Origin of the sequence: Spirillospora sp. NPDC049024 (genome assembly GCF_040649235.1) — a bacterium.
Lineage (GTDB): Bacteria > Actinomycetota > Actinomycetes > Streptosporangiales > Streptosporangiaceae > Spirillospora.
Genome location: NZ_JBEZFD010000021.1, coordinates 108,730 through 133,486, shown reverse-complemented (window position 1 = coordinate 133,486; position 24,757 = coordinate 108,730). Strand labels below are relative to the sequence as shown.

The 24,757-nt window shown below is 71.8% G+C and carries 26 protein-coding genes; 16 read left to right on the top strand and 10 right to left on the bottom strand.

What is annotated here, in order from left to right; translation table 11 throughout:
- Window positions 1–2: 2 nt before the first annotated feature.
- Complete coding sequence (locus AB0C21_RS32545) at window positions 3–1,592, bottom strand: FAD-binding oxidoreductase (protein ID WP_500209493.1); 1,590 nt, start codon at window positions 1,590–1,592, stop codon at window positions 3–5.
- 64 nt (window positions 1,593–1,656) lie between these two features.
- Here AB0C21_RS32545 and AB0C21_RS32540 point away from each other — a divergent pair, with 64 nt between their 5' ends.
- The 4 genes from AB0C21_RS32540 to AB0C21_RS32525 all read left to right on the top strand — a co-directional run bounded on the left by AB0C21_RS32540 (window position 1,657) and on the right by AB0C21_RS32525 (window position 5,296).
- Window positions 1,657–2,265 (top strand): TetR/AcrR family transcriptional regulator, encoded by a 609-nt coding sequence (locus tag AB0C21_RS32540; RefSeq protein WP_500209414.1) that lies wholly within the window; start codon window positions 1,657–1,659, stop codon window positions 2,263–2,265.
- Entirely contained in the window at window positions 2,262–3,827 is a 1,566-nt protein-coding gene (locus AB0C21_RS32535) for a glycerol-3-phosphate dehydrogenase/oxidase (protein ID WP_500209412.1), read from the top strand. Before AB0C21_RS32540 ends, AB0C21_RS32535 begins: the two co-directional genes overlap by 4 nt.
- 73 nt (window positions 3,828–3,900) lie before the next feature.
- A complete protein-coding gene (locus AB0C21_RS32530; RefSeq protein ID WP_500209410.1) occupies window positions 3,901–4,815 on the top strand; it encodes a sucrase ferredoxin in 915 nt (304 codons plus the stop codon).
- 184 nt (window positions 4,816–4,999) lie between these two features.
- Entirely contained in the window at window positions 5,000–5,296 is a 297-nt protein-coding gene (locus AB0C21_RS32525; RefSeq protein WP_075901375.1) for a WhiB family transcriptional regulator, read from the top strand.
- Window positions 5,297–5,602: 306 nt separating this feature from the next.
- On the opposite strand, the gene AB0C21_RS32520 is transcribed toward AB0C21_RS32525, so the two are convergent.
- Genes AB0C21_RS32520 through AB0C21_RS32510 form a run of 3 tightly spaced genes read right to left on the bottom strand, consistent with a single transcriptional unit; the run spans window position 5,603 to window position 8,622 of the window.
- Entirely contained in the window at window positions 5,603–6,337 is a 735-nt protein-coding gene (locus tag AB0C21_RS32520; protein WP_500209409.1) for a phosphoribosyltransferase, read from the bottom strand.
- Between the two features lie 35 nt (window positions 6,338–6,372).
- Window positions 6,373–7,521, bottom strand: coding sequence for a phosphotriesterase family protein (locus AB0C21_RS32515; protein WP_500209407.1), 1,149 nt, complete (start codon window positions 7,519–7,521; stop codon window positions 6,373–6,375).
- Between the two features lie 39 nt (window positions 7,522–7,560).
- On the bottom strand, window positions 7,561–8,622 hold the full coding sequence (locus AB0C21_RS32510) for a YihY/virulence factor BrkB family protein (RefSeq protein WP_500209405.1): 1,062 nt from the start codon (window positions 8,620–8,622) through the stop codon (window positions 7,561–7,563).
- A gap of 701 nt (window positions 8,623–9,323) precedes the next feature.
- Here AB0C21_RS32510 and AB0C21_RS32505 point away from each other — a divergent pair.
- From AB0C21_RS32505 to AB0C21_RS32485, 5 genes are read left to right on the top strand one after another with little or no spacing between them, the layout of a single operon-like run.
- Window positions 9,324–10,991, top strand: a complete 1,668-nt coding sequence (locus tag AB0C21_RS32505; protein ID WP_500209403.1) for a nitrite/sulfite reductase — start codon at window positions 9,324–9,326, stop codon at window positions 10,989–10,991.
- Between the two features lie 16 nt (window positions 10,992–11,007).
- Window positions 11,008–11,178, top strand: coding sequence for an Insertion element protein (locus AB0C21_RS32500; RefSeq protein WP_149264995.1), 171 nt, complete (start codon window positions 11,008–11,010; stop codon window positions 11,176–11,178).
- Window positions 11,175–11,885 (top strand): phosphoadenylyl-sulfate reductase, encoded by a 711-nt coding sequence (locus AB0C21_RS32495; RefSeq protein WP_149264994.1) that lies wholly within the window; start codon window positions 11,175–11,177, stop codon window positions 11,883–11,885. The genes AB0C21_RS32500 and AB0C21_RS32495 overlap by 4 nt, the downstream gene beginning before the upstream one ends.
- 8 nt (window positions 11,886–11,893) lie before the next feature.
- The gene (locus tag AB0C21_RS32490) at window positions 11,894–12,628 is read left to right on the top strand and encodes a sirohydrochlorin chelatase (RefSeq protein ID WP_500209492.1); all 735 of its coding nucleotides are present in this window, start codon (window positions 11,894–11,896) and stop codon (window positions 12,626–12,628) included.
- Window positions 12,629–12,668: 40 nt separating this feature from the next.
- Window positions 12,669–12,884, top strand: a complete 216-nt coding sequence (locus AB0C21_RS32485; protein ID WP_353819665.1) for a hypothetical protein — start codon at window positions 12,669–12,671, stop codon at window positions 12,882–12,884.
- A gap of 8 nt (window positions 12,885–12,892) precedes the next feature.
- Here AB0C21_RS32485 and AB0C21_RS32480 read toward each other — a convergent pair whose 3' ends face one another.
- The 3 genes from AB0C21_RS32480 to AB0C21_RS32470 form a co-directional block, all read right to left on the bottom strand.
- Window positions 12,893–14,200, bottom strand: coding sequence for a hypothetical protein (locus AB0C21_RS32480; protein WP_500209400.1), 1,308 nt, complete (start codon window positions 14,198–14,200; stop codon window positions 12,893–12,895).
- Between the two features lie 80 nt (window positions 14,201–14,280).
- Window positions 14,281–14,430 (bottom strand): hypothetical protein, encoded by a 150-nt coding sequence (locus tag AB0C21_RS32475; protein ID WP_160161239.1) that lies wholly within the window; start codon window positions 14,428–14,430, stop codon window positions 14,281–14,283.
- Between the two features lie 279 nt (window positions 14,431–14,709).
- Window positions 14,710–15,411, bottom strand: coding sequence for a DUF1707 SHOCT-like domain-containing protein (locus AB0C21_RS32470; protein ID WP_500209398.1), 702 nt, complete (start codon window positions 15,409–15,411; stop codon window positions 14,710–14,712).
- Between the two features lie 168 nt (window positions 15,412–15,579).
- Between AB0C21_RS32470 and AB0C21_RS32465 the strand changes: the two genes are divergently transcribed.
- Window positions 15,580–17,205, top strand: coding sequence for an acyl-CoA dehydrogenase family protein (locus AB0C21_RS32465; RefSeq protein WP_500209396.1), 1,626 nt, complete (start codon window positions 15,580–15,582; stop codon window positions 17,203–17,205).
- 65 nt (window positions 17,206–17,270) lie between these two features.
- Here AB0C21_RS32465 and AB0C21_RS32460 read toward each other — a convergent pair whose 3' ends face one another.
- Window positions 17,271–17,984, bottom strand: coding sequence for a class I SAM-dependent methyltransferase (locus tag AB0C21_RS32460; protein WP_500209394.1), 714 nt, complete (start codon window positions 17,982–17,984; stop codon window positions 17,271–17,273).
- A gap of 291 nt (window positions 17,985–18,275) precedes the next feature.
- Here AB0C21_RS32460 and AB0C21_RS32455 point away from each other — a divergent pair, with 291 nt between their 5' ends.
- The 4 genes from AB0C21_RS32455 to AB0C21_RS32440 all read left to right on the top strand — a co-directional run bounded on the left by AB0C21_RS32455 (window position 18,276) and on the right by AB0C21_RS32440 (window position 21,427).
- Window positions 18,276–19,145 carry a DUF4397 domain-containing protein gene (locus AB0C21_RS32455; RefSeq protein WP_500209392.1) on the top strand — a complete coding sequence of 290 codons (870 nt, stop codon included), beginning with the start codon at window positions 18,276–18,278 and terminating at the stop codon, window positions 19,143–19,145.
- A gap of 16 nt (window positions 19,146–19,161) precedes the next feature.
- On the top strand, window positions 19,162–19,806 hold the full coding sequence (locus AB0C21_RS32450) for a class F sortase (RefSeq protein ID WP_500209390.1): 645 nt from the start codon (window positions 19,162–19,164) through the stop codon (window positions 19,804–19,806).
- A gap of 192 nt (window positions 19,807–19,998) precedes the next feature.
- A complete protein-coding gene (locus tag AB0C21_RS32445; protein WP_500209388.1) occupies window positions 19,999–20,799 on the top strand; it encodes an SAM-dependent methyltransferase in 801 nt (266 codons plus the stop codon).
- A 352-nt stretch (window positions 20,800–21,151) separates the two neighbouring features.
- Window positions 21,152–21,427, top strand: a complete 276-nt coding sequence (locus AB0C21_RS32440) for a DUF397 domain-containing protein (protein ID WP_500209386.1) — start codon at window positions 21,152–21,154, stop codon at window positions 21,425–21,427.
- Window positions 21,428–21,456: 29 nt separating this feature from the next.
- Here AB0C21_RS32440 and AB0C21_RS32435 read toward each other — a convergent pair whose 3' ends face one another.
- Window positions 21,457–22,323: a helix-turn-helix domain-containing protein gene (locus tag AB0C21_RS32435; protein WP_500209384.1), complete on the bottom strand. Its 867-nt coding sequence runs from the start codon at window positions 22,321–22,323 to the stop codon at window positions 21,457–21,459.
- 318 nt (window positions 22,324–22,641) lie between these two features.
- Here AB0C21_RS32435 and AB0C21_RS32430 point away from each other — a divergent pair, with 318 nt between their 5' ends.
- Complete coding sequence (locus AB0C21_RS32430; protein ID WP_500209382.1) at window positions 22,642–23,259, top strand: hypothetical protein; 618 nt, start codon at window positions 22,642–22,644, stop codon at window positions 23,257–23,259.
- A 67-nt stretch (window positions 23,260–23,326) separates the two neighbouring features.
- Here the strand turns inward: AB0C21_RS32430 and AB0C21_RS32425 are convergent, their stop codons facing one another.
- Window positions 23,327–24,100: a GAF and ANTAR domain-containing protein gene (locus AB0C21_RS32425; RefSeq protein WP_500209380.1), complete on the bottom strand. Its 774-nt coding sequence runs from the start codon at window positions 24,098–24,100 to the stop codon at window positions 23,327–23,329.
- 237 nt (window positions 24,101–24,337) lie between these two features.
- On the opposite strand from AB0C21_RS32425, the gene AB0C21_RS32420 reads away from it, so the two are divergent.
- A complete protein-coding gene (locus tag AB0C21_RS32420) occupies window positions 24,338–24,727 on the top strand; it encodes an STAS domain-containing protein (RefSeq protein ID WP_149264984.1) in 390 nt (129 codons plus the stop codon).
- Window positions 24,728–24,757: the final 30 nt, after the last annotated feature.

The window sequence follows — 24,757 nt, the reverse complement described above, 5'->3', positions numbered from 1 at the left end:
GCTCACTCCCTTCCCGCGGGGGGCACCAGGACCCCCGGGTTGAGGATCCCGGCGGGATCGACCCGGTCCTTGACGGCGCGCAGCACCGCGGCGCCGAGCGGCCCGATCTCCCGGGCGTACCAGTCGCGGTGGTCGGTGCCCACCCCGTGATGATGGCTGATCGTCCCGCCCGCGGCGAGGATCGCGTCGCAGGCCGCGCGCTTCGCGGCGGCCCAGTGGTCGACGGGGTCCTCGCCCTGCGCGGACACGACCGTGAAGTAGAGGGACGCGCCGGCCGGGTACACGTGCGAGATGTGGCACATCACCAGCGGCGGCGTCCCGGCTCCCGACAGCGTCCCGATCAGGGCCTGCCGGACGGCCTCGTACAGCGCGGGGACGTCCGACCAGAACGCGGCGGTCTCCAGCGTCTCGACGAACGCGCCGACGTCCAGGAGGGAGTCGCGCAGGTAGGGGGCGCTGAAGCGGCCGTGCTCCCACTTCTCCCCCGGCCCGGCGCCGAGCGGCTCGCCGCCGGCGCCGCGCAGCACCTCCGCCGCCGCGGCCCGCCGGTCGGCGACCGGGCCGCGGGCGCCCTCGAAGCCGAGGACGGCCAGCGCCCCGGCCGCGGCCGACCCGCCGCCGATCGCCGCCGGATCGGCCAGCCCGACCATGGTCTCGGTCTCGTCCGACAGGCGCAGGACCGCGGGGAGGGGGCCGTCCTGGGCGAGGCGCCGGAGCGCGGCGGCGCCCTGGTCGAAGGAGGCGAAGCGCCAGCCCTCGTACTCCCGGGCCTCCGGGACGGGATGCACCCGCACCCGCACGGAGGTGATCACGCCGAGCGCGCCCTCCGAGCCGAGGACGAGCTGGCGCAGGTCCGGCCCGGCGGCCGACTTCGGCGCGCGTCCGAGGTCGAGGCCGCCCTCGGGGGTGGCGACGGTCAGGCCCACGACCATGTCGTCGAACCGCCCGTACCCGGCCGACGCCTGCCCGCTGGAGCGGGCCGCGGCGAACCCGCCGACCGACGCCCACTCGTAGGACTGCGGGAAGTGCCCGAGCGTGTAGCCGCGCTCGTTGAGCAGGGCCTCCGCCGCCGGGGCGCGCAGTCCCGGCTGCAGGACGGCGGTCCGGGAGACCTCGTCGAGCTCGACCAGCCGGTCCATGCGCCTCAGGTCGAGGGCGACGAAGGAGTCGACGCCCTGCGGCGCCAGCCCGCCGACGACCGAGGTGCCGCCGCCGAACGGGACGACCGCGATCCGCCGCGCGGCGCACTCCTGCAGCACGGCGAGCACCTCGCCGTGCGTGCCGGGCAGGACGACCGCGTCGGGAGCGTCGGAGGCGTCGCCCGCCCGGATGCGCAGCAGGTCGGGCGTGGACTTCCCGCGGGTGTGCCGGAGCCGGGACTCGGCGTCGGCGCGGACGTTCCCGTCGCCCACGACGGCGGCGAGCGCGGTCAGGTCGTCCCCCGAGAGCCGGGGCGGGGCGACCTTGACGCCGGTCAGGTCGGCGGGCGGCGCCTCGGCGGGCCGCACGCCGAGCAGGTCGCGCAGCAGGCCGACCATCGACTCGGGCAGCGGCGCCGCCTTCGCCGGGTCGCCCCAGCCGCTCCACAGCATGTCGCGCGTCTCCACGCCCGCCTCCCTCGCCGCCCCGGGTTCCTGGTGGCTTACACTGTGACACATGACGTCGAATCGTCACAACAGGATGGCGGCGCGGACCGCCGACGACACCGTGCTGGACGCCGCGCGCGACTGCGTGCTCGCGGTCGGGGTGCGCCGCACGACGCTGACCGACATCGCGCGCCGGGCCGGCGTCTCCCGCATGACGCTCTACCGGCGCTGGCCCGACGTCCGCACCATCGTCGCCGACCTGATGACCCGCGAGTGGACGGCGATCGGCGACGCGCTGCAACCCCTCGACGACGGCCGCCCCGTCCGGCCCCGGCTGGTGGACGGCCTGGTCACCGGCGTGCGGACGTTCCGCGACCACCCGCTGCTCCGAAAGATCATCGAGGTCGACCCCGAGCTGCTGCTGCCCTACCTGCTGGACCGCTGCGGCGCCAGCCAGCGCGCCTTCCTCGCGTGGTTCGAGGAGGCGGTCGCCGCCGGCCACCGGGACGGCACGATCCGGGCCGGCCATCCCGCCCGCCAGGCCCGCGCGCTGCTGCTGGTCGTCCAGTCGTTCGGGCTGTCGGCGCAGATCATGATCGACGCACAGGACCCCGAGGTCGACGCCGACGCGCTCGACGCCGAACTCCGCCACATCCTGGAAAGGACGCTCGCGCCATGAACGCAGCCGGACCCGACCCCCGGACCTCGCTCAACGCCGCGCGCCGGGAGCGCGAGCTCGCCGCACTGCCCGGGGAGGTGGTGGACGTGCTGGTCGTCGGGCTCGGCGCCACCGGGGCGGGCGCCGCGCTGGAAGCGGCGTCGCGCGGCCTGACCGTCGCGGCGATCGACGCCCGGGACCTGGCGTTCGGCACGTCCCGGTGGAGCTCCAAGCTCGTCCACGGCGGGCTGCGCTACCTGGCCTCCGGGCAGGTGGACGTCGCGTACGAGAGCGCGGTCGAGCGCGGCACGCTGATGCGGCGCACCGCCCCGCACCTGGTGCGCGCGCTCCCGTTCGTGCTGCCGCTGACACCGCTGGTGTCCCGCTCGCAGGCGCTGCTGGCCGCGGGCGGCATGCGCGCCGGGGACCTGCTGCGGCTCTCCGCCCGCACCCCGCGCTCGGTCCTGCCGGGCCCCCGCCGGCTGTCGGCGGTCGAGACGCTCCGGCTCGCGCCCGCCCTGCGCCCCCACGGGCTGCGCGGCGGGCTGCTGTCGTGGGACGGCCAGCTCGCCGACGACGCCCGCCTCGTCACCGCGCTCGCCCGGACCGCCGCCGGGCACGGCGCCCGGATCCTCACCCGCTGCCGCGCGGTCGAGCTGGCCGGCGACGGCGCGCTCGTCCGGGACGAGACGACCGGCCGGGAGATCACCGTGCGGGCGCGCGCGGTGGTGAACGCCACCGGGGTGTGGGCGGGCGGCCTGGTGGACGGGGTGCGGCTGCGCCCCTCCCGCGGCACCCACCTGGTGCTGCGGGCCGAGACCCTGCGCGGGCTCACCGCCGCGATGCACGTCCCCATCCCGGGCGAGAGCAACCGGTTCATGCTGGTGCTGCCGCAGGGCGACGGCCGCGTCTACGTCGGCCTCACCGACGAGCCGGCGGACGGGCCCGTCCCGGACGTGCCGGAGCCGACCGAGGGCGAGATCGGCTTCCTGCTCGACGTCCTGGACTCGGCGGTGGACGTCCCTGTGCGGCGCGCCGACGTGATCGGGGCGTACGCCGGGCTGCGGCCGCTGCTGGACCTCGGGCGCGGCGGCGACACCGCCGACATCTCCCGCCGGCACGCCGTCCTGACGTCCCCGGACGGGATCGTCACGATCGTCGGCGGCAAGCTGACCACCTACCGCCGCATGGCCGAGGACGCCGTGGACGCGGTCGTGCGCGCCCGCGGCCTGGCCGCCGGCCCCAGCCGGACCGCGCGTCTGCCCCTCGTGGGCGCGGCTCCACGCGCCCGCCTGGACGCCCTGGACGCGCCGACCCGGCTCGTCCAGCGGTACGGCACCGAGGCGCCGCTGCTGGCCGCCCTGGGGAGGCGGGACGCGTCGCTGCTGGAGCCGGTCGTCCCCGGGCTCCCGGTGACCGGCGCGGAGCTGGCCTGGGGCGTGCTGCACGAGGGCGCCTTGGACGCGGGGGACCTCCTGGACCGCCGCACCCGGATCGGCCTCGTGGCGGCCGACCGGGAGGCCGCGCTTCCGGCGGCCGAGGCGCTGCTGGCGACCCCGCCCGGTTTGCCCGTCACCCCTTAGGTTACCCTTACCTAATCGCTCGGCGCGGACCGGCGACATCGACGGGGATGACGAGGATCGGCGGGGGGAACGCGTGACGCGCGGCAGAAGCTGCGGACACTGCCCGGGGAGCCACACCGGCGAGCGGCCGTGCCTGGCGACCGCGACCGCGAAGGCGGGCGCCTGGCTGCTCATCGAGCATCCCGGCCCCTGGCCCGAGCGGGTCGAGGACCTCGCCGGCCCGGGCCCGGTGGCCGAGGCCGTCCGGGCCGCGAAGAAGGCGGGCGTCCGGCCGCAGCTGATCCGCCGGCCGGGCCGCCGCCGCGCCATCCCGCCGCTCCAGGTCTACGCCGCCTCCTCCCGCGGGGACGAGGTCTGGATCGAGGGGCGCGAGCTGGCCGATCCGGCCGAGCTGGCGGCGCTCGACCTGGCCGCCCTCGCCGGGGGCCGGTCCCCCGGCCTCGGGGAGCGGGTGGCGGAGCCGGTCCTGCTGGTCTGCACGCACGGGCGCCGCAACGCCTGCTGCGCTCGCACCGGCGCCCCGCTCGCGCGTTCTCTCGCAACGCGTTTCGACCGCCTTATCTGGGAAACCACCCATGTCGGCGGTGACCGATTTGCGGCGAATTTGGTATGTCTTCCCCACGGATTCCTGTACGGCGACCTCGGCGAGGCGGAGGCGAACGCGGCGGCGGACGCCTACCTGCGCGGCGAGGTCTTCCTGCCGAGGCTGCGCGGACGGGCGGGCACGCCCGAGACCGCGCAGGCCGCGGAGCACTTCGCCCGCGCGCACACGGGCCGGCTCGGGGTGGACGACGCGACCGTGGTGTCGGTCACGGCGCTCCAAGGAACAACCCGGTACGAAGCCGTCGTTCTGTTGAGGCGGAGCCGTTACCGGGTGGTCCTCGAAGCCGTCCAGCAGCCCGACCCGTGCGGGGCCGACTGCGGGGAGAACCAGAGAACCTACGTTGTTAGGGAACTCACCCTTCTCAACGAGGCGGCCCTCGTGTAATCTCTCTGAGGCCCCATTCGAGGGTCTCCTGTCGCACGTCCCCAGGTTTCCGGAGTAACCGGACGGGGAACAGAGCGGCAACTCCAGACGTTGGAACATTCGGCGCTTCTCTGACTCTGTCATCCGAAGTACGTCGAGCGTCCATGTCCCGATTTTGTTCGAAACCAATCAAGGTGGGTGTTCCATGGCTCAGGTACGTCGGCAGGCAAACCTCCCTCGTCCCAGCTGGGGCTGGCAGGACGCCGCGGCGTGCCGGGGGGAAGACCTCGTCCTCTTCTTCGGCCCCGACGGCGAGCGCCAGCCCGAGCGCGAGATCCGCGAGCGCAAGGCCAAGCAGATCTGCATGGGCTGCCCGGTCCGTACGGACTGCCTGGACTACGCGGTGTCCCGGCCCGAGAAGTACGGCACCTGGGGCGGCCTGAACGAGGACGAGCGCGCGTCCGAGCGCCGTCGCCGCATGCGTCGCGCCAACGCCGCCTGAGCGAGAAGGCACAGGCCGCCAGAACGCTCCCATCGCGATCCCCGGCACGCCACCTAAAACGTCACGGCCCCGCTCCGCGGGGCCGTTTGCGTTGCCCGGGCCCGGTCCATCACGACCGGGCCCGGGCGCTTCGTCACATCTGCGTTACGACCCGGTCACATCGGACCGCGGTATTCCCCCGGCGCCTTTTACCGCACCGGCCTCGCCGATGAGGCCATTTTCTTGAAATCCACGTTCCGGAAAATCCACGGGGCGCCATTCACGCGGCGCACCCGGCGGCTCACTCCGGACCCGGTTCCGCGGAGATCACGCCCGGCCCGGTTCGGGGCCCCCGCCCCGGGCCCCGCCGCCCGCCCGCGCGGCGTGCTCCAGCCAGGCCGTCACGTCGGCGTCGGTGAGCTGGTCGAAGTCGCGGTACCACTGCCCCACGGCGCGGAAGTCCGAGGGCGCCGCGGGCACCACCACGTCGTCCACCTCCGGCTCCAGGCTCCGGACGGTCTCGGCGGCGCCCACGGGCACCGCCAGGACCAGCCGGGACGGGCCCCGCTCGCGCAGCGCGCGCACGGCGGCGCGGGCCGTGCCGCCGGTGGCGAGCCCGTCGTCCACGACGATCACCGGGCGCCCGGCGACCCGCGGCAGCGGGCGGCCGTGCCGGTAGGCCGCGACCCTGCGGTCCAGCTCGGCGCGCTCGGCCGCCACGGTGGGGGCCAGGTCGTCCGCGCGGAGTCCGAGCCGGGCGAGCAGGCCGCCGTCGAACACCGGGGCGCCGCCCTCGGCGATCGCCCCGACGCCGAGCTCGGGCTGCCGCGGATATCCGATCTTGCGGGTCACCAGCACGTCGAGCGGGGCCTCGAGGCGCCGCGCGACCTCGTGGCCGACGGGGACGCCTCCGCGCGGCAGCGCGAGGACCACGGCCCCCTCAAGGCCCATCGTGGCGAGGCGGGCGGCGAGCACCCGGCCCGCCTCGGCGCGGTCGGTGTACGGGAGCCGGACGGTGCCCGCGTGCCGGACGCCTCCGCCCGCGGATCTGCTCCAGGGCATTGGGGATACCCCCTTCCGGGGTGTCCCCTACCCACTCAGGAACCCGTGAGCCACCGCAGCGGGTTGTCCTGCAGGACCGCTCCGAGGGTCGCCTCGTCGGCGCCCGCGGCGCGCAGCGCGGGCAGGAACGTGTCGAAGAGGTACCCGAAGCCGGCGCCGCCGTAGCGGGCGACCTGCGCCATCCGGGAGACCCCGGTGCTCAGCAGCACCCGGTCGGCGTGCCCGGCCTCCAGCAGGTCCATGACGCGTCGGACGCCGGCGCCGAGGGCGGCGGGGTCCGTCCCGGCGAGGCCGAGCGTGCCGAACGAGACGTAGCCGCCCAACTCGGCGATCTTGCGGTGCTGGGCCGGGTCGTCCACCCGGTCCTGCTGCCCCACCGCGACGCGGTCGGGGGCCATCCCGGCGGAGGCCAGGATCTCCAACTGCGCGAGGCCCGCCCGCCCGTAGGTCGCGACCGACAGCCCGGAGTAGCGGGCGGCCTGGGCGGCGGCGCGCAGGCACAGCTCCTCGGTCTCGGTCGGCGCCTCGCCCCAGGTGCCGATCTCGCCGATGACGCCGGGCAGCGAGTTCGTGCCGTCCATGCCGAAGCCGACCTCGGCCAGCAGGCGCTCGGCGAGGCGGTCGACGGCGGACGGGCCCCCCGAGTAGTCGTACCGGGGGGCCTGGGGGGTCGCCCCTCCAGAATGACGCTGCTCGTACTGGGGGGGCGTCCCCCCAGACCGACGCGGCTCGGACTGAGGGATCGACCCCCGCGCCTCGTACTGCGGGGTCCCCGTGGGCTGGGAGCTCGTCCCCTCGAAGGGGACCGCCGTTCCGGGGGCGAGGACCTCCCGGACGAACGGGGGGTGGAACGGCTCGGTGAACACGCCCGTCCCGGCCACCACGGCGACCCTGGCGCCCGCGCTGATGCGGGCGAGCGCGGCGGCGTTGCGGCCCATGCCCGAGCAGGTGAGGTCGACGACGAGGCCGAGGCCGTGGTCCTTGCGGAGCGTGTTCAGCTCGCGCTGGACGGCCTTCTCCTCGTCCAGCCACCGGCTGGGGTCGGAGGCGGCCAGCTGGGGCCGCGCCGGCCAGCGCAGATCGAGCTGGAGGTGCTCGTGGGAGAGCACCGGACCGGTGATGTCGGACGTCGCGATCGTGCCGGTCACGGTCCGGAGCCGGCCGGTCTCCTCACGGGGGGTCATGTCACGCGAGGCTACGACATGTTTGCCCTTTTCAGGACCTCATTCGGGGTGGTTTTTACTCGTGGCCCCCTGGTCCCGGGGGACCTGGTCGCCCTGGGCCTCCAGCTCGGCGCGGATCCGGGCGGTGTCCCCGCTCGGCCAGTGCCGGTCGATCTCGGCGTTCAGCGCGGCCCCGATCAGCACCGCGAGCGCCGCCACGTACAGCCACGCGAGGAGCGCGATCGAGGCGGCCAGCGACCCGTACACCGACACCCCGCTCAGCGAGCCGGCCAGGTAGATCCGCAGGACGAAGCTGCCCACGATCCAGATCAGCAGCGCCAGCGCGGCGCCGGGCGTCTGGCGCCACCAGGACGTCCGCACCGGGACGCTCATGTGGTAGAGCAGCGAGAGGAAGATGATCGAGAGGCTCACCACGACCGGCCAGTACAGCACCTGGACGGCCTCGGCGCTCTCCGGCAGCACCTGCCGGACCAGCGCGGGCCCGGCCACCAGCATCGGGATCACGATGATCAGGGTCAGCAGCCCGATGAGGTAGAGCACGAACGCGCGCAGCCGGGTGCGGATCACGCCGCGGACGCCCGACAGCCCGTAGGCGATCGTGATCGTGTCGACGTAGACGTTCGTCGCCCGCGACCCCGCCCACAACGAGATCAGGAAGCTGACCGACACGATGTCGGGGCTGCCGCCCCTGATCACGGAGTCGATCAGCGGGATCACGACCGAGTCGACGGCCGGGCCGGTCAGCACCGTCTGGGCCTGGTCGATCACCCAGGAGCGCACCTCGCGGATCGTCTCGGTGCCGAACAGGCCGCGCAGGTGGCCCATCGTGCCGATCAGCCCGATGACGAGGGGCGGCAGCGACAGCAGGGCGAAGAACGCGGCCTCCGCCGCGAGGCCGGTGACCCGGTAGCGGAACCCGCCGATCGCGGTGCCCTTGACCAGCGTCCAGCCGACGCCCGCCGCGGTCCGCGCGTCGGCGCGCACGCGCGCGGCGAGGCGGTCGCGGCGGTCGCGCAGGCGCCGCCGCGGGCCTTCCGGGTCCTGTCCGGAAGGGGAGTCCCCGGCCCGGGGGGTGCCCGCTGCGTCGGAGACGGTGGTCACACCGCCCCACCGTAGAGGGTTGCGCGCCCGGCGCATGCCGCATCGCCCACTTCACTGGTCCGCTTCGCGCGTGGCATGGCGTTCGCCTCCCCCGCTCGGCCGTCTCGCAGGCGTGCCGCCCGATCCGTGCACATCCCTTGGCCCATACCCGTTGAGACGGTGCGGAACGTCGTCCGGACCATGATCATATGCGCCCTACCACGGAAAACCGGGCATTTGCCTTCATGGGTGACAATAGAAGACATGATCTGCCAGTCGTGCCGCGAACGCCACCACGAGAAGTGCCGTGGCGGGTCGTGGTGCGACTGCCAGCACCACCCGGCGCCCGGCGAGCCGCCGGCGCCCGGGGCCGAGGCGGCCCCGCCGGGCGGGGAATCCGCGACCAGCCCGGAGGCCGAGCCTCGGGTGAACTGGAGGCGGCAGGGATGACGCATGTCACGCGTCCGCATGCCGGACGTAACTGGACAGTCCGCGAGACGGCATGTCACCCTTCAGGTATGAACGCCGCGGACCCGCTGCTGGCCAAGCGCCGGCACGTCGACTTCCTCCGCGTCCGCAGCGCGATCTGTCGGTGACGCTCCGACCACGCCCCTGTACAGCCGGGCGCGTGGCGCATCGGCGTCACCTTTGACTTCATCCTGCTCAGCGTAGAGCCGGCTGCCTCAGAGCGCCGGTGCGCCGCGCGTCCCTCTCGACAACAGATGAGGACGCGCGCCGTGCCAACCGCGACCAGACGCAAGAAGGGCGAGGGCCAGTGGGCCCTCGGCTACCGCGAACCGCTCAACAAGAACGAAGAGAACAAGAAGAACGACGACGGGCTCAACGTCCGCCGCCGGATCATCGACATCTACTCCAAGAGCGGTTTCGACTCGATCGACCCGTCCGACCTGCGCGGCCGGTTCCGCTGGATGGGCCTCTACACCCAGCGCAAGCCCGGCATCGACGGCGGCAGGACCGGTGCGCTGGAGGACGAGGAGCTCGAGGACCGCTACTTCATGATGCGGGTGCGGATCGACGGCGGGCAGCTGAGCGGCCCGCAGCTCCGCACGATCGCCGACGTCTCGACCCGGTACGCGCGCGGCACCGCCGACATCACCGACCGGCAGAACGTCCAGCTGCACTGGGTGCGGATCGAGGACGTCCCGGCCATCTGGGAGGCCCTGGAGGCGGTCGGGCTGCACACGACGGAGGCGTGCGGCGACGTCCCGCGCGTGATCATCGGCTGCCCGCTGGCCGGGATCGCGGCCGACGAGGTCATCGACGCGACCCGCGACCTGCGCGAGATCCACGACAAGTACATCGGCTCCCCGGAGTTCTCCAACCTGCCGCGCAAGTACAAGACCGCGATGTCGGGCTGCACCTCGCACTGCACCGTCCACGAGATCAACGACATCGCGTTCGTCGGCGTGGTGAACGAGGCGGGCGAGACCGGCTACCAGGTGTTCGTCGGCGGCGGCCTGTCGACCAACCCGATGTTCGCGCAGAGCCTCGGCGTGTTCGTCAAGCCGGAGCAGACCAGCGTGGTCTGGCACGCCGTGACGTCGATCTTCCGCGACTACGGCTACCGGCGGCTGCGCAGCCGCGCCCGGCTGAAGTTCCTGATGAAGGACTGGGGCGCCGAGAAGCTCCGCGAGGTGCTGGAGAAGGAGTACCTCGGCTACACGCTTCCGGACGGCCCCGAGCCCGCCGCGCCGCTCGCCCACCGCGACCACGTCGGCATCCACCCGCAGAAGGACGGGAACTTCTACGTCGGGTTCGCCCCGCGCGTGGGGCGGGTGAACGGCGAGCTGCTCGGCGTCATCGGCGACCTCGCCGGGCGCTACGGCTCCGGCAGGGTCCGCACGACCAACGAGCAGAAGATGGTCATCCTGGACGTCCCGGAGGAGAACACCGAGGCGCTCGCCGGCGAGCTGGCGAAGCACGACCTCCAGGTCCGGCCGTCCACGTTCCGCCGCCAGACGATGGCGTGCACGGGCATCGAGTACTGCAAGCTCGCGATCGTCGAGACCAAGCAGCGCGCCATGGACCTCATCGACGAGCTGGAGAAGCGGCTGCCCGACTTCGACCAGCCGCTGACGATCAACGTCAACGGCTGCCCGAACGCCTGCGCCCGCATCCAGGTCGCCGACATCGGGCTGAAGGGCCAGCTCGTCGTGGACGAGGACGGCGACCAGGTCGAGGGCTTCCAGATCCACCTCGGGGGCCGGCTCGGCGCGTCGTTCGGCAAGAAGGTCCGCGGGCTGAAGACCACCTCGGCCGGGCTCACCGACTACGTCGAGCGCGTCGTGCGCAGGTTCGACGAGCAGCGCTCCGACGGCGAGACGTTCGCCGAGTGGGTGCACCGCGCCGACGACGCCGACCTCCAGTGAGCGGGGCCGATCGCGCATGAGCGAACGGATGACGCCTTTCTACTGCCCGTACTGCGGCGAGGAGAGCCTCGAACCCGGCGGGGAGGCGCCCGGGGCGTGGTTCTGCCCCGACTGCCTCCGCTCCTTCAGCCTGAAGTTCCTCGGTGTGGGCACGCCCCGCACCGCGAGCAAGGAGAACCCCAGGTGACCCTGCTGGAGACCGACAGACCCACGCTCGACCTCCAGGACATCGTCGAGTCGGCCGCCGCCGCCCTGGAGGGCGCCCCCACGCTGGAGGTGATCCGCTGGGCGGTCGCCACGTTCGGCGACCGCATCTGCCTCACCTCGTCCATGTCGGACGCGGCCCTCATCCACCTCGTGTCGAAGGTGAAGCCGGGCATCGACGTGCTGTTCGTCGACACCGGCTACCACTTCGCCGAGACGATCGGGACGCGCGACGCCGTGGAGGCCGTCTACCCGGTGAACGTCATCAACGTCACCCCGTCCCGCACGGTCGAGGAGCAGGAGGCGGCGCTCGGCCCCCGCCTGCACGGCCGCAACCCCGACCTGTGCTGCCACCTGCGCAAGGTGGAGCCGCTCGGCCGCGCGCTGGAGGGCTACATGGCCTGGTTCAGCGGCATCCGCCGGGACGAGACCGCGAGCCGCCGCGACCGGAGGGTCGTCGAGTGGGACCGCAAGCGCGGCATGGTCAAGGTGAACCCGATCCTCGACTGGACCCAGGAGGAGATGGACAACTACATCGAGGACAACGGGGTGCTCGTCAACCCGCTGCACTACGACGGCTACCCCTCGATCGGCTGCGCGCCGTGCACCCGCCCCGTCGCGCCCGGCGAGGACCCGCGCAGCGGCCGGTGGGCCGGGATGGGCAAGACCGAGTGCGGCATCCACCTGTGAGCGCCCCCATGGTCGCGGTGGCGCACGGCAGCCGGGACCCCCGCGCCGCCGCGACCGTCGCCGCGCTGCTCGACGCCGTCCGGGCGCGCCGCCCGGACGTGCCCGTGCACGCCTCGTTCCTGGACCACGCGCCGCCCGCCCCCGACCGGGTGCTGGACGGCGTGGCCCGGGACGGCGCGGACGAGGCGGTCGTGCTGCCCCTGCTCCTCACCGCGGCCTACCACAGCAAGACCGACATCCCGGGCGTCCTGAACCGGGTGCGGGGCCGACACCCGCGGCTGGCCCTCCGCACTGCGGACACGCTTGGCCCGCACCCTCTGCTGCTGGACGCCCTGGAGCGGCGCCTGGCCGAGGCGGGTGCGGCGCCCGGCGACCCGGACACGGCGGTCGTCCTCGTCTCGGCGGGCTCCAGCGACCCGTCCGCCAACGCGACGGTCGCGGGCCTGGCCCGCGAGTGGCGTGCCCGGGGCCTGCGCGAGGTGGTGCCGGCGTACGCGACGGCGGCCCGCCCGGGGCCGGGCGAGGCGGTGCGGGCCCTGCTCGCCGCGGGCGCGCCGCGCGTGGCGGTGGCGTCCTACATCCTCGCGCCCGGCCACTTCGCCGACAAGGTGCGGCGGGAGTCCCTGGCGGCGGGCGCCGCCGTCGTCTCCCCCGCTCTCGGCGCGGCGCCGGAGATCGCCGACCTGATCGTCCGCCGCTACACCGGGGCGCTGGAGGCCCCCCGCACGGCGGCCGCGGTCTGATCGGGCGTTCGACACGCCGCCGGCCGGGTATGCGGGTGCCATGACGCGCGAGGAACCCGGCCACGAGCCCCGAGAGACCGACGACCGCCGCTTCGCCCCGGTGAACGAGGGCTCCGACGCCCGCGGCCGCACCGTCCCGGACGGGGAGGAGACCAGCGGCACCGGCACCCCCGGCGTCCGGTACGAGCACCCCGACACCCTGCCGCCGGACGAGGCGGGCGTCGAGGAGGCCGAAGCCCACGACGACACCCGCTGACGCCCGGCTCAGCCGTCGAACGGGCGCGGCGGCTCCGGCGGCGCCGCGAGCACGATCCGCATCTCGTCGCCGGGCGCCTCGGTGATCCGCCCGGCGCCCGCCAGGTAGTCGACGACCTCCTGGGCCTTGTCGTAGTACTGGGGCTGGCGGCTGTTGTACAGGGCGCCGGCGAGCTCCTCGTAGTCGTACTGGGTGATCACGACGCCCTTGCCGAGGATGAAGCAGACCAGCTCGCCGTCGAGCATCCGCCACCAGTCGTCGGCGAGGGCGTCGACCACGCCCCCGTTGTTGCCCAGGGAGACCGCGACCGGCTCGCCCTGGCTGAGGAAGACCGGCACCTGCCGGGTCAGCTTCGCCAGGAACGCGCGCACCCTGCCCCAGGGGAACTTCCTGCCCGACTTGCTGGGGGCGTCGTCGCTCTTGTCGCGGACCGCCTGCACGGCGTCCCTGATGAGCCGGTCCGGGGTCCGGGACTTCTCCCCCACCAGCCGCTCGATCTCGTTGTAGATCCTCTCGCGCAGTTCCTGGAACGGCCCCATGTCGTTCTGCCGCAGCACGTCCACGCACAGGTGCGACAGCGAGCGGGGCTCCTGCGGCGGCGGGACGACATGGGCGGCGGTGGGGACCGGGGGCGGGGACTGGACCGGGGCGGGGGCGGGGGCCAGGCGGGAACGCCCTGCGGGGGTGAGTTCGACGTACGGGTTGTTGTCGCCCGCGGTGGTCGTGGTAATGGCCACCAGTTTTCTCTCCACGGCGAGGGACACCAGGGTGGACATGAATTTCGGCCGCGCCGTGAAAGTGCCGACCTGCTTCCTGAAACGGGGGTCGTGGGCGGCGAGGAGTTTGCGCAGATCGGTCATGCGGACCCGCGCGGAAGAATGGCCGATCACATGGACCAGCGTGTTGACGGCGTCCTCGCGCCGCATCCACGTGTCGTCCCAGTCGAAGGTCTCACCGCCGGTCGAGGGCGGCGCGAACGAACTCAGGTGGACGAATTCGACGCCGCCGTGGACGGCGTCGAGCATCTCCGCCACGTTCTTCACGCTGGCCCGGAACGACGCCACGCAGATGGGGCCGCCGGAGCCGCGGGCCTCGGCCACCCGCTCGTACACCACCTTGGTGACCGCGGCGTCGTCCACCGTCCCGGTGATCTCGGTCCAGAGGTGGTCGTCGGTCCCGGCGGGCCTGGCCCGTTCGGGGACCGTGATGTATTCGGTCGTGGTCGCCGGCACACCCGGGTAGGCGGCTTCGAACGCCTCCAGGATCGCAGTCTCGGTCCCCGCGTGCGCGCGCGTCAGATCGATGAGTCTGTACATCTCGTCCTCCGTTAACACTGGGGACCTCATCATCGAGTAATGAGGTCCCCAGTGGAAGTTAGTGAGCGAGCGCCTCGTGGCTATGCCCGCTTATGGAGGGCCCACTTCAGGAAAGCGCCGGCGACGATACCCAGCAGCAGACTCACGGTCTGCGCGGGAAAGATCGTCGCTGCCACGGCTGTTCCGGTGAGCACCACCGCACAGATCAGGAATTCGGTCTCTCGGTCCATGATCGCCTCTAACGCGTCGTTCTCGGGCGACTCAGACTGGGACAGCGACTTCCTGGCGGACTTCGACTTCAGACGTCGACTGCTGACTACGACTTCATGACGGCAGGACTGAGACACGAACTGGTGACTGGCGACTGGGACTCAGAAATGCGACTGCTCGACTGCGACTGCAGGACTTAGACGCGGACTGGTCAACTCAGACTGGGCGGGCAGCGTAGCTGCCGCAGGGCCAGTGTAGCCCGCGAATCGTCCCCGTGCCACACTCCCGCCGCTCCCGGGTCATGTCCGGTCGTTCCACCAGGTGGTGACGGCGCGGCGGAGCGGGGCGTGGTGCTCGTCGTCGACGATCTTGATGTCGCCCATCACGGCGTTCGCGGTGATGCGGACGACGGGGACGCGGGCGCCGGGGTGCGGGTCGCGGACCGCGACCCGCCGGTCGCCGAGGAAGTTGTGCCCCGACAGCTCGATGCTGACGCCGTCCGGGACGATGATCTTGACGTCGCCCATCACGGCGGTCGCGGAGATGTGCACCTCGCCGGTGGGGACCTGCGCGCCGCGCAGGTCGAGCACGACGTCGCCCATCACCGACACGGCCTCCAGCGGGCCGTCGATGCGGCCGACGATGCGCTCCTTGCAGTCCCCCATGACCGCGGTGAACTTGCGCTTCACCTGCGCGGGCGCCGGGTTGGCGCCGGGCGCGCCCATGCCGGGCAGGTCGGCGGTGATGAGTTCGAGGTCGCCGCGGGTGACGGCCGCGTAGGCGGCCTCCGTGCGCTCGGTCAGCTCCTCGAAGGTGAGCCGCCCCTCCACCGAGGCGATCCGCAGCCGCTCGACCACGGCCTCGCGCTCGTCGTCGGACGCCCGCACCGCGTCGGGCGCGCCGGCCGCTTCGGCCGCCGAGGGGACCGGTCCGGCGTCCTGCCGCCGCTCCAGCGGGCGGCTCGGGCAGGGCCGCTCGGGCTGCGGACTGGACTGACTCATGATTTCGACGGTATGCCCCGCGCGGCGCCGGACAATCCGCCGCGCGGACGAGATCGCCCCACCACCTGAGGAGGATGGACGTCCCGCCACCCCAGAGGCATGATCAAGTTCTTGCCCGAACCCCGTTCTGTATTCTGCGGGTGGACGGCACGAACGTTGGGAGAGCGCGTGACGCACGAGGTGTTCAACCAGGTCCCCCCGCTCGCCGGGCACGACGTGTCCGACGAGGCGGCCCTGCTGGACGGTCTGCACCGCGAGGGCGCCGGATGGGCCGAGGCCGAGGTGCGCGAGCTCGGCCTCCTCGCCGGCACCGAGCGGGCGCAGGAGTGGGGCCGCCTCGCCAACGAGCACCCGCCCGTCCTTCGCACCCATGACCGCTTCGGAAACCGGATCGACGAGGTCGAGTTCCACCCCGCGTGGCACGAGCTGATGACCGTCGCGGTGACGCACGGCCTGCACGGCTCCGCCTGGACCGACTCCCGCGAGGGCGCCCACGTCGCCCGCGCCGCGAAGTTCTACACCTGGCGCGTCGACGCCGGCCACGGCTGCCCCGTCTCGATGACCTACGCCGCCGTCCCCGCGCTGCGCCAGTCGCCGGAGCTGGCGGCCCGGTACGAGCCGCTCCTCGCCGAGCGGCAGTACGACTTCGGCCTGCGTCCCCCGCTCACCAAGACCGCGCTCCTCGCCGGCATGTCCATGACCGAGAAGCAGGGCGGCTCGGACGTCCGCGCCAACACCACCACGGCCGCGCCCCAGCCGGACGGGACGTACCGGCTCGTCGGCCACAAGTGGTTCACCAGCGCCCCGATGTGCGACGTGTTCCTCACCCTCGCCCAGGCGCCCGGCGGGCTGACCTGCTTCCTCGTCCCCCGCGTCCTGCCGGACGGCGGGCTCAACCCGCTGCGCCTGATGCGCCTCAAGGACAAGCTCGGCAACAAGTCCAACGCGTCCTCCGAGGTCGAGTACGACGAAGCGGTCGCGTGGCGGGTCGGCGACGAGGGCCGCGGAGTCCGCACCATCATCGAGATGGTCAACATGACCCGGCTCGACTGCGTGATCGGCGCCGCCTCCGGCATGCGCCTCGGCGTCACCACCGCCGCCCACCACGCGGCGCACCGCCGGGCGTTCGGCAAGGCACTGATCGACCAGCCGCTGATGCGCAACGTCCTCGCCGACCTGGCGATCGAGTCCGAGGCCGCCACGACCACGATGCTCCGCCTGGCGGGCGCCACCGACCGCTCGTTCCGCGGCAGCGAGTCCGAGACCGCCTTCAAGCGCCTGGCCCTGGCGGTCAGCAAGTACTGGATCTGCAAACGCTGGCCCGCCCACGCGGCCGAGTCCCTCGAATGCCTAGGCGGCAACGGCTACGTCGAAGAATCCGGCATGCCCCGCCTCTTCCGAGAATCCCCCCTGAACTCAATCTGGGAGGGCTCCGGCAACGTCGCGGCGCTCGATCTCCTACGCGCAACGCTACGCGAACCGCAAACCCTAGAGGCGTTCTTCGAAGAAGTGGCCCTCTCCGAAGGAGCCGACAAGCGCCTGGACGCAGCCATCAAGGAGACCAAGGAAAGCTTCACCGACACGTCCACAATCGAGTACCGCGCCCGCCGAGTAGCCGAGCAACTGGCGCTAGTCCTACAGGCGTCACTGCTGGTCAGACACGGCCACCCGGCCGTCGCCGACGCCTTCTGTGCAACCCGCCTGGCCGGCGACTGGGGCGGCGCCTTCGGCACCCTCCCGCCAGGCCTGGACGTCACCCCGATCATCGACCGCGCCACCCCGAAGGTCGGCTGACTCCTCACTCACTGCTCGTCGGACGCCAGGTGGCCATGGGGCCAGGATCGTGCCGGTAGGTGGGTTCAGGGGGTGGCTGGTTTGCGGGCGGTGAGCAGGCGGGTCGGGACCCACGGACTGCCCCACCACGCGCGCCAGCCGAGGCCGCGCACGCGGATGTCCTGGGCGTCCAGCCGGGCCAGCACCGCGGCGTATTCGCGGGGGGTCCGCGCCAGGTCGGCGATCAGCAGGCGGCCGCCCGGCCGCAGCACCCGGTACGCCTCGGCGATCGCTTGGGCGCGGGCGTCCGCTCCGAAGATGGTGTGCACCGTCAGGCTGGACACGACCAGGTCGAAGCTTGCCTCCGCGTACGGGAGTCTGCGCAGGTCACCCCCTTGCACGCGGACGCGGTCGGCTACGCCTTCGGCGCGGGCGTTGCGCAGTGTCGCCGCCGGGGTGTTGCCGGACTGGTCCCTGCCGCGCCACAGGTCCACGCCGACCGCCCGGCCCTGCGGGAGGTGCCGGGCGGCGGCCAACAGGACGGCGCCGCGTCCGCAGCCGAGGTCGAGCAGCCGTTCGTCGCCACGCAGGTCCAACTCGTCCAGCACTTCCCGCCAGACCAGGAACTTGCCGCGCAGCGTGGCGTGCAGGCTCAGGGCCAGGCATCCCGCCAGCAGGGTGCCGGAGACCAGCGCGGGCAGCGCGGCGGCCAGATCGGCGGTGACCGCCATCACCAGCCCGGTCACCCAGAACCCCAGCACGACCAGGCCCACGAAGCCGAACCCATAGGGTGCATCCATCCCATACCGCGCACCAGGCATCCCGCCACTCTGCCACGAACCGGCCGCCCGGGGGCTGGCTACGACGACCTGGTTCAGCACATCTGCGACGCCCGAAGTCGGATGAGCAGGTCACGCTTTCCCTTCCCTGCCCTGCGACTCTTTTTACCTTTTGGGCGCGTATGGCCGAATATGCCGGAAAGCACCTTTGGAGGCCGAATAGGGGAAATTCCGGAACGTCCCCCTCCGGTCTCCATCGATGAGCGCTCGTCAGCCAAGATCATGAATCCTCGCGATGAGGGGGTCCTGCACATGCGCAGACTGGTGATGGCCACCGTGGCCGCACTCGCGCTCGCGGTGTCCGCGAGTCCTGCCGCCTTCGCGGCGCCGACGCGGGCCGACCGGATGCCGGGCGCCGCGCAGACGACGGCGACCGTCCGCGTCCTGCACGGCGTGCCCGGCCTGACCGTGGACGTCTACGCGAACGGCAAGAAGGTGCTGTCGGACTTCACGCCCGGCTCGCTCAGCGCCCCGTTGAAGCTTCCCGGGGGCAGCTATGACATCAAGGTGTTCAAGGCGGGCCAGGGGCCCGGCGGCACCCCGGCCATCGAGAAGACCGTCGAGGTGACCGCGGGGACGAACGTCACGCTGACCGCCAACCTCACCGAGAGCGGGAGCCCGGCGCTCAACGCCTACGCCAACGACACCTCCAAGGTCCCGGCGGGCAAGGGCCGGCTGACCGTCCGGCACATCGCCGCCGCGCCCGCGGTCGACGTGCGGGCCAACGGCACCGCGATCGTGAAGAACCTGTCCAACCCCGACGAGGCCGTCACCGAAGCACCGGCGGGAACGGTCAAAGCCGACGTCACCCTCGCGGGAACCGACAACGTCGTGATCGGGCCCACCGATCTGACCGTGGCCGAAGGCACCAACACCATCGTCTACGCCTGGGGCAGCGCCAAGGAGGGGAACCTCAAGCTGGCGGTTCAGACCATCCCCGGCCTGCAGACCGCGCCCAGCGGGGTGCCCGGCGGGACCGGCGGTCAGGCCGCCGGACTCGACGGCGGTCCGCCCGGGTGGCTGGTCGGCGCGACCGGACTGGCCCTCCTGGTGACGATCGGCGCGGGCACGCGGCTGCTCGTCGTGCGCCGGCGCGGCACCCCGCGCGGCGACCACCACTGACCGCCGGGGCGTCCCGATGACCGGATCCTCGCGCCTAGCGCTCGCCCTCGCCGGCACCGGCCTCCTCTTGACCGGCGCCGGCGGGGCCGGGCTCTGGCACTCGGCGACCGAGGACGGCCCCGCGAACAGCGGGCACCGGCCCTCCTTCCACTCCACCTCCGCGACGGGCCGGAGCGCGGGCGGGACGCCCGGACGGGGAACCGCAGTGCCGGCCCGGCCGGCGGAACTCGCGGTGCCGTCCGCCGGGCTGCGCGCGGCGGTGGTGCCGGTGGGCGTCGACTCCACGGGAGCCATGGCGCTTCCAGGCGACGTCTCCCGCGTCGGCTGGTACAGCTACGGCGCCCGTCCCGGCTCGCCCACCGGATCGGCGGTCCTGGCCGGGCACGTCGACTCCCGCGAACGCGGGCTCGGCGCCCTGGCCGCGCTGCGCCGCGTCTCCCCCGGCGACCGGCTCGCCGTCCGCCTCGCCGACGGCCGCACCCTGGCGTACCGCGTGGTCGCGCGCGAGACCATCGGCAAGACGGCGATGCCGCTGCGGGAACTGTTCGCCCGCGACGGAGGACCCCGCCTCACCGTCATCACCTGCGGCGGCCCCTTCGACGCCCGGACCGGCCACTACCGCGACAACCTCGTCATCACCGCCGTCCCCGCCCAGCGCTGAAGCGCCCCGGAAGTGCACCGCTCGGCCTCGACGCCGCCGTCAGGAGAGCGGGAGGCCCTCGGCGAGTAGGGCCGGGCTCGGAGTCTCACTCCACATTTCGCGGAAAGCCCCTTGGCATAGGGGTTTTTCGCATTTTGCTCGGCTTCGCGAAGCTACGATGCGGAGCAAGATCTCCTGAGCCCTGAGGTGCACATGGCCGAGTCGTCCCCGCAGATTCCCACCGGCGTTCCGACCGCGGCACGCGTCTACGACGTGATGCTCGGCGGCAAGGACAACTACGAGGTGGACCGGGTCGTGGCGGAGGCCAGCCTCGCGATCATGCCGGAGCTGCGGGACATCGCCCTGCACAACCGCGCGATGCTGCACCGCGTCGTCCGCCATCTCGCCGCGGACGAGGGGATCACCCAGTTCCTCGACCTGGGATCGGGACTGCCGACCGTCCGCAACACCCACGAGGTCGCGCAGGAGGTCAACCCAGAGGCTCGCGTCGTGTACGTCGACATCGATCCGATCGTGCTGGCGCACGGCCGTGCGATCCTGGCCGACAACGCCGACACCACTGTGGTGACCGCCGACATCCGCGAGCCCGACGACCTCCTCGGCCGTCCCGAGGTCCGCGCGCTCATCGACTTCGACCAGCCCGTCTGCGTGATGCTCGTCGGCATCCTGCACCACCTCGCCGACGACGAGAATCCCGGCCGGATCGTCCAGGTCCTGCGGGACGCGGTGCCCAGCGGCTCCTACTTCTTCATCACCAACTTCACCCGCCTGGGCGACGCCCCCGAATCCGTCGCGCTGGAGAAGCAGCTCCTGGAGCAGCTCGGCTCCGGCCGTGTCCGCACCCCCGCCGAGCTGGCCGGCTTCTTCGACGGCCTGGAGATCCTGCAGCCCGGCCTCGTCCCGCTCCCGCTGTGGCGCCCCGAGGAGCCCGTCCTGGACGCCAGCACCATCGACGTCCGATTCATGACCGGCGGCGTCGGCCGCAAGCCCTGATCCTCTGGGGATTCCTGCGGGAACCTCACGTTTCCCGCCCGCGCAGGCTTTGTGGCACCAAAGTAGGACTTACCGACCACGCCGGCCCGCATGGCCACTCGATCAGCCGGGCACCCGTGAGCGCCGATACCGTTCACCTTCATCACGGCCATCAGCCTCTACTACTGACCACGACCGGATATCTCGCAGGGCTCCTGGAGCGACTCCAGGAAGGCGCGCCCGGAATTGGTTTCGTTTTCTGAAGGGCAGGCAATCTTTGCCAGTTCGATTCGCCAACGGAGCAGCTGGCAGGATATTTTGGCCGGTGAGCGCGTCACGAATCGGCGTCGGCTTGATGAATACCTAAAGTCACATGGAGTTTGGGCGGTCTTGTCACACAATGTCCGATAAGACCACTTTGATAGAGAGCGAGCAGCCGATGCAGGCGGCACATGCCCTTTTCTGGCGAAGAAGTAGTTTCTGTGTTGGTGACGGAAACTGCGTGGAAGCGGCACGCACGCCGGACGGGAGCATCGCCGTCCGGGACACCAAGCGAGGCGAGAACGGACCAGTCCTCACCTTCTCCGCCGCCGCCTTCGACGCCCTGCTCACGCGGGTAAGGACCGAACTTCCTTCGCGGCCCGCATAGTTTCACCCATGCGCATCGCCGAGGCTCTGTCAGAGTTCCTTGACGGCCTCGGCGATGCGCTCTCTGGACTTCTGGGGCGGGAGAGAACTCGCCTTGATGCTTTCCCACGCGAGACGATAGTGCCGAGTGATGCCGGTATCGAGAACCTCTGCCGACTGGACGCTGTCGATGAAGAGGACTTCCGGAAAATTCACGTCATGGGCGGGCAAGAAGTTGAGGATCGTGAAAGATTCGTTGAAAACCGGTACGTGAGCGGCCTTCAACGGGTGTATGCGTAGTTCGATGTTGGGCCTCTCCGCCAACTCGATCAACTGCGTCAACTGACGTCGCATCGTCCCGCGATTTCCAATAGCGCGCATCAGCACTGATTCATCGAGGACGCTCGAGAAGTGCAGCGGCTGCTCACGATACAAGATCTGCTGGCGACGCATCCTCACTTCGACGAGTCGGTCGGCCTGGGCTTGGGAAATGCCCTGAAACGCACTCCTTCCGCCTTCTATAATGTGATAGGCGTACTCTTCTATTTGCAGAAGCCCCGGGATGTTGTAGGTGACATGGTTCGCCGCGGAGTCGGCCTCGTCTTCGAGCGCGACATAGGCTGCGAACTCCGCGAAGATCAGGTCCTTCGAGTACCGCGCCCACCAGCCCCGCCGGGTGGCGGCATCCGCCAGCGCCAGAAGCTCGCTCTTGTGCTGTCCCGCGACCCCGTAGAGTTCGAGCAGGAGGCGCACGTCGGAGACGCTGATGCCGATCTTGGCCGTCTCCACCCTGCTGATCTTGGACGTGGACCAGTCCAGCAGGGCGGCGACCTGATCGGCGGTGAGGTCACGTTGGGAGCGAAGCCGTCGGAGTTCGGCACCCAGACGACGCCGTCGGACACTCGGTGCCGCTGCCACGATGCTTCCACCCTCCAGTAGCATGCGCTCTTGTCGACTACCTCAATCCTCGTGGGCGGCTTCGGCGATTGCAACGCAAGTTGCACAAATCAGAGAGAGATTCTCAGGCCTCCTCCACAGGGGCTCATTGCCGACATACCAGCACTAAACAGGCATGTTTATGGCTACGGGTGTCAGAAGTCGCAGCCACGTCAGATAGGTGCGCCTTGCCGTCCGGATCCTTCCACGACGTGCATGTTGCACACTCCGGCCTCCGTACGGACACTGGGATCGACGTCCTCTGCCGGGAGGACACGGGGTGTGAATGGGAGCGGCTCAGTGACCAGCCATCCGGTGCACAGGAGCATCCTCGCCCTCGATATCGAGAGTTCGACCGCCCCGCTGCGCACCAACCCGATCAAAAAAGAGTTGCGTGACCTGCTCTACGGGTTCCTGATCCAGGCGATGGAGTACGCGGGCGTGGGCGAGGAGCGCCATGATCCCTTCGACGACCGCGGCGACGGGATCCTCCTGCCGATACACCCGGTGGACGATGTACCCAAGACCTTTCTGCTGTCCCGGCTCGTGCCGGAACTGACTCGGCAGCTCACCGACTACAACCTCGGACTGGCCTCTGTCGAACGCATGCGAAGGGAACTGCGCGTACGTGCGGCCATACACGCCGGAGACATCCTGTGCGACGAAACGGGCTGCATAGGGGAAGCTGTGGACGTCGCATGCCGCATGCTGGATTCCCCGAAACTCAAAGCGGTCTTACGCTCCGTGCCGACGCCGATGGTCTTAGCCGTTTCCAGTGAGATCTACTGGGGGATCGTCAGGCACGAGTACGTTGGCATCGACGCCAGTGACTACCGCCCCCACTACAGCGTCCTGGTCTGCGGCCGGCGCCAACAAGTGTTCGTGCACGTACCGTCACCGCTCGTCCTCGCGTCCTGAAGCCAACGAGGCTCGGGCATGCACCACCGCCGTCGAGCGCGCCGTCCCGAAGCGCGGCTGACGGGGCTCAGAGGTCGTCGGCGGTCTCGGGGGTCGAGACGATGCCCTCCGCCAGGCTGCCGATCCGGACGTTGAGGTTCTGCGACGTGCGGGACAGCAGCTCGAACGCCTTGGCGGCGTCGAGGCCGCGGCGGGCCATCAGGATGCCGGTGGCCTGGCCGATGACGGTCCGGGTGTCGAGCGCCGTGCGCAGGTTCGCCATCTGGTTGTCGGCGTCGGCCCGGTCGCGAGCGCCGTCGGCGGCCGTCCGGACGGCGGCGAGGGCGAGGGAGGCGTGCGTGGCCAGCAGCAGCGCCGTGTCGCAGGCGACGCCGTCCAGCGTCCCGCGCTCCCGCGAGTACATGTTGAGCGCGCCGACGGCCTCGTCCGACTCCGTGGGAAGCAGCAGGGCGGTGGCCAGGACGGACGCGTAGCCGTAGGAGGCGGCGGCCGGGCCGAACTCCGGCCAGGCGGGCTCGGCGGCCAGATCGCCGCTGCGCGCGAACGCGGCGCCGGCGGGGTCGGCGGCGTCCAGGCACGGCCCCTCTCCCAGCCGGTACTGGAGCCGGTCCAGATCGATCGCCGCCTGGTCGCTGTGGAACGGGGTGCGCAGGTCGCCGTCCCGGTCTCGCAGCGTGATGCTGGCCATGTCGGCGTCGGGGACCAGGATCTGGGCGGCCAGCAGGATGCGCCGCAGGACCCCGGCGACCGTCTCCGCGTCCAGAAGCGAGCGGGTCAGCTCGACCATGTGGCCCGCGGAGTCCGGGAAGCGGTCGGAATCCGATTCGAGCCGGTCGGTCACCAGGTTCTCCCTCCACTCGGCGGCTGACGGCCGCAGTGTCCCCGATGAGAGCCACCGCAATCGCATGTATTGCGTAACTCCTGCGTACCGGACGGCCCAAGGCCGAGGCCACGAATAACCACCGCGCCTGTTTGAAGTCGCCTCGGCGGGTAGATGGGAGGGGAAGACCGATTTCTTCCCCCTCGGAGTCCAACAGCGCGGCTCCGCCTTCACTTCGACGTTCCGAGTGAGGTGGTCATGCGCACTCCCTTCACGACCCCGAGCGGCATCTCCGTGGAGTTCACCGGACGGCACGCGCTCCTGCGCCTGCCGCCCGACCCCCGCCCCGACGACTCCGACGACCTGCGCGAGTGCTCGCGGCGGCTGCTGGACGACGGCGTCCCCGCCATGGTCCTCGACCTGACCGGGTGCAGGTCCTGCGACCCCGACACCGCGGGCGCGATCCTGCGCGTCCACGTCCACGCCGCCGAGGTGGACACTCCCCTGACCGTGCGGCTCCCGCCGTCCGGCACGGTGCCGCGCGTCTGCGCCACCACGGGTGTGAGCCGCCGCGTCCCCGTGGAAGAGCCCGAGACCGCCGCCTCCCGCGGCCCCCGTCCGCATCCCCAGAGGCGGTTCCGCCGCTGAACCGCCCACCGCGCCCGCACTCCGCCCCAG

What these genes read in the sequence shown, in the direction of transcription:
- AB0C21_RS32440 (WP_500209386.1), top strand. Translation starts at nt 21,152, where the DNA reads ATGGAGTTTGGGCGGTCTTGTCACACAATGTCCGATAAGACCACTTTG.
- AB0C21_RS32520 (WP_500209409.1), bottom strand. Translation starts at nt 6,337, where the DNA reads ATGCCCTGGAGCAGATCCGCGGGCGGAGGCGTCCGGCACGCGGGCACC.
- AB0C21_RS32535 (WP_500209412.1), top strand. Translation starts at nt 2,262, where the DNA reads ATGAACGCAGCCGGACCCGACCCCCGGACCTCGCTCAACGCCGCGCGC.
- AB0C21_RS32445 (WP_500209388.1), top strand. Translation starts at nt 19,999, where the DNA reads ATGGCCGAGTCGTCCCCGCAGATTCCCACCGGCGTTCCGACCGCGGCA.
- AB0C21_RS32505 (WP_500209403.1), top strand. Translation starts at nt 9,324, where the DNA reads ATGAGGACGCGCGCCGTGCCAACCGCGACCAGACGCAAGAAGGGCGAG.
- AB0C21_RS32545 (WP_500209493.1), bottom strand. Translation starts at nt 1,592, where the DNA reads ATGCTGTGGAGCGGCTGGGGCGACCCGGCGAAGGCGGCGCCGCTGCCC.
- AB0C21_RS32455 (WP_500209392.1), top strand. Translation starts at nt 18,276, where the DNA reads ATGCGCAGACTGGTGATGGCCACCGTGGCCGCACTCGCGCTCGCGGTG.
- AB0C21_RS32460 (WP_500209394.1), bottom strand. Translation starts at nt 17,984, where the DNA reads ATGGATGCACCCTATGGGTTCGGCTTCGTGGGCCTGGTCGTGCTGGGG.
- AB0C21_RS32500 (WP_149264995.1), top strand. Translation starts at nt 11,008, where the DNA reads ATGAGCGAACGGATGACGCCTTTCTACTGCCCGTACTGCGGCGAGGAG.
- AB0C21_RS32540 (WP_500209414.1), top strand. Translation starts at nt 1,657, where the DNA reads ATGACGTCGAATCGTCACAACAGGATGGCGGCGCGGACCGCCGACGAC.
- AB0C21_RS32485 (WP_353819665.1), top strand. Translation starts at nt 12,669, where the DNA reads ATGACGCGCGAGGAACCCGGCCACGAGCCCCGAGAGACCGACGACCGC.
- AB0C21_RS32515 (WP_500209407.1), bottom strand. Translation starts at nt 7,521, where the DNA reads ATGACCCCCCGTGAGGAGACCGGCCGGCTCCGGACCGTGACCGGCACG.
- AB0C21_RS32480 (WP_500209400.1), bottom strand. Translation starts at nt 14,200, where the DNA reads ATGTACAGACTCATCGATCTGACGCGCGCGCACGCGGGGACCGAGACT.
- AB0C21_RS32490 (WP_500209492.1), top strand. Translation starts at nt 11,894, where the DNA reads ATGGTCGCGGTGGCGCACGGCAGCCGGGACCCCCGCGCCGCCGCGACC.
- AB0C21_RS32475 (WP_160161239.1), bottom strand. Translation starts at nt 14,430, where the DNA reads ATGGACCGAGAGACCGAATTCCTGATCTGTGCGGTGGTGCTCACCGGA.
- AB0C21_RS32470 (WP_500209398.1), bottom strand. Translation starts at nt 15,411, where the DNA reads ATGAGTCAGTCCAGTCCGCAGCCCGAGCGGCCCTGCCCGAGCCGCCCG.
- AB0C21_RS32420 (WP_149264984.1), top strand. Translation starts at nt 24,338, where the DNA reads ATGCGCACTCCCTTCACGACCCCGAGCGGCATCTCCGTGGAGTTCACC.
- AB0C21_RS32525 (WP_075901375.1), top strand. Translation starts at nt 5,000, where the DNA reads ATGGCTCAGGTACGTCGGCAGGCAAACCTCCCTCGTCCCAGCTGGGGC.
- AB0C21_RS32450 (WP_500209390.1), top strand. Translation starts at nt 19,162, where the DNA reads ATGACCGGATCCTCGCGCCTAGCGCTCGCCCTCGCCGGCACCGGCCTC.